Raw genomic sequence first — 2,799 nt, 5'->3', positions numbered from 1 at the left:
TCGGTGCTGTGGTTTGTGCTGCTGGGCGGCGCGGCGTTCTGGCTCGGGCGGCGGCTCAACTCGCTGCACGTCTGGCGCGCGCTGGACGGGCTGGTGGCCTTGCTGATGTGGGGCACCGCGGCGGCGCTGGTCGCCAGCCTGCTGCGCTGAGCGTGGGGCCTTGCCCAGCCTGTTCCCACCCGCCCTCTCTTGCACAACTAACAGTGTCCCAGGAGACCCCCATGACCGTGACCTTGACACCCCCCGCGCGCCGCGCCGCGGATGCGCCGATCACCATGTTCGGCCCCGACTTTCCGTTTGCCTACGACGAGTGGTTGGCGCATCCTGCGGGGCTGGGCACGCTGCCCGCCAGCCGCCACGGAAGCGAGGTGGCCATCGTTGGCGCAGGTATGGCGGGACTCACCGCCGCTTACGAGCTGATGAAGCTGGGCCTGAAGCCCGTGGTGTACGAGGCCTCGCGCATGGGCGGTCGGCTGCGCTCGCAGCCGTTCGAAGGCGGCAGCGGGGCCATCGCTGAGCTGGGCGGCATGCGTTTTCCGCTGTCGTCCACGGGCTTCTACCACTACGTCCGCACGCTGGGTCTGCAGAGCCGCCCTTTCCCCAACCCGCTGACGCCGGCGGCCAACTGCACCGTGATCGACCTGGAGGGCCAGACCCACTGGGCGCGCACGTTGGACGATCTGCCGCCGCTGTTTCGCGAGGTGGCGCAAGCGTGGGCCGACGCGCTGGAAGAGGGCGCGGGCTTTACCGAGCTACAGACGGCCATGCGCCAGCGCGATGTCGAGCGCGTCAAGGCGCTGTGGAACGCACTGGTGCAGCGCTGGGACGACCGCACCTTCTACGACTTCGTCGCGCAGTCCGGCGCCTTCCAGCGCCTGAGTTTTCACCACCGCGAGGTGTTCGGCCAGGTGGGCTTTGGCACCGGCGGCTGGGATTCGGATTTTCCGAACTCCATGCTGGAGATCCTGCGCGTGGTGCTGACCGGCTGCGACGAGAACCAGCACCTGATCGTCGGTGGCGTGCAGCAGGTGCCGCTCGGCCTGTGGCACCATGCGCCGCAGCGCTTGGTCCACTGGCCGCAAGGCACGACGCTGGCCCGGCTGCACCACGGCGCACCCAGGCCGGCGGCCAAGGCCATCCAGCGCGCCGGCAACGGCCAGCTGGAGATCACCGACGCCTGGGGCCACACGCGTCGCTACGATGCGGTGTTGGTCACCTGCCAGAGCTGGCTGCTGACGACGCAGATCGCGTGCGAAGAGTCGCTGTTTTCGCAAAAGCTGTGGATGGCGCTGGACCGCACGCGCTACATGCAGTCGTCCAAGACCTTCGTGATGGTCGATCGCCCGTTCTGGAACGACCTGCGCGCCAACGGCTGGCCGGTCATGGGCATGACGCTGACCGATCGCCTGACCCGCGGCACCTATCTGTTCGACAACGGTCCGGATCAGCCGGGCGTGATCTGCCTGTCCTACGCATGGATGAGCGACGCGCTGAAAATGCTGCCGTATGACAGCGCTAAGCGCGTGCAGCTGGCGCTGGAGGCGCTGCGCAAGATCTACCCCGACGTGGACATCGCCAGCCACATCATCGGCGACCCGATTACCATCTCGTGGGAGGCCGACCCCTATTTCCTCGGCGCCTTCAAGGGCGCGCTGCCGGGCCACTACCGCTATAACCACCGCATGTACGGCCACTTCATGCAGGATGCGCTGCCGGAGCGTGAGCGCGGCATCTACCTGGCTGGCGACGACATCTCCTTTACTCCCGCCTGGGTGGAGGGCGCGGTGCAGACGGCGCTCAACGCCGTCTGGGGCATCGTGCGCCACCTGGGTGGCGCGAGCCACCCCGATAACCCCGGCCCCGGCGACTGGTATCCGCACATCGGCCCGGTGGCGCTGCCAGACTGAAGGATGCCCGATCCCATGCGCATCGCCCTCTGGCAAACCCCGCACCCGAGCGCTGGCGACGTGGCTGCGGCGCTGCACCGGCTGCAGGACGCCGCCGCGCGCGCAGCCGTGCAGGGCGCGCACTGGCTCGTTACGCCCGAGATGGCGCTGACCGGCTACCTGATCGCACCCGAGCACCTAGCCGCCTTGGCCGAACCCGCCGACGGGCCGCTGGCGCAGGCGGTGGCGGCCATCGCCCGGCGCCACCGCCTGGGTATCGCCTACGGCTGGCCCGAGCGCCATCCGGACGGTGCCAAGCCCTGGAACGCCGTGCAGGCCATCGGCCCCGATGGCCTGCGGCTGGCCGTGCACCGCAAGGTGCACCTCTTCGGCGCGGCGGACCGGGCGCGCTTCACGGCGGGCGAGGCCGTGGCCGCGCCGTTCGAGTGGGGCGGCTGGCGCATCGGCCTGCTGATTTGCTTCGACGTGGAGCAGCCTTCGGCGGTGCGGACGCTGGTGCGACAGGGGGCGCAGTTGATTCTCGCCCCCACCGCCAACATGCTGCCGTATGACGACGCGCCGTGCCTGACGCTGCCGCGTCTGGCCGCCGAGTCGCGCGTGGCCATCGCCTACGCCAACGCCTGCGGCGCAGAAGGCGATACGCACTACGGCGGGCTGAGTCGCCTGGTGGGGCCCGACGGGCGGGTGGTGGCTGCAGCGAGGCGGGGGGAGGCGTTGCTCATTGCCGATAGCCCGGATTGATCCGATCCATCTGGCGCAACGTTGTAGCTGTCATATCCCGGATATTTGAACACCCTACGCGCAGCGATTGGCCAGCGTCTGGATCGACTCGTTGCCGGCGGCAATCTCGGCGCGCATCGCCGGCGTGGTACGGGCCAGCTTGTGCAGTCGT

General features: G+C 69.2%; 2 protein-coding genes. Both read left to right on the top strand.

The annotated features are described in order from the left end of the window. Positions 1-221 precede the first annotated feature (221 nt). Positions 222-1,907 carry an NAD(P)/FAD-dependent oxidoreductase gene (locus Q0716_RS06210; protein WP_299020888.1) on the top strand — a complete coding sequence of 562 codons (1,686 nt, stop codon included), beginning with the start codon at positions 222-224 and terminating at the stop codon, positions 1,905-1,907. Positions 1,908-1,922: 15 nt separating this feature from the next. Beyond that, on the top strand, positions 1,923-2,648 hold the full coding sequence (locus Q0716_RS06205; RefSeq protein WP_299020886.1) for a nitrilase-related carbon-nitrogen hydrolase: 726 nt from the start codon (positions 1,923-1,925) through the stop codon (positions 2,646-2,648). Positions 2,649-2,799 lie beyond the last annotated feature (151 nt).

It is taken from the genome of uncultured Tepidimonas sp. (assembly GCF_938045175.1).
Taxonomy (GTDB): domain Bacteria; phylum Pseudomonadota; class Gammaproteobacteria; order Burkholderiales; family Burkholderiaceae_C; genus Tepidimonas.
This window is presented reverse-complemented; position numbering and strand designations above follow the sequence as displayed.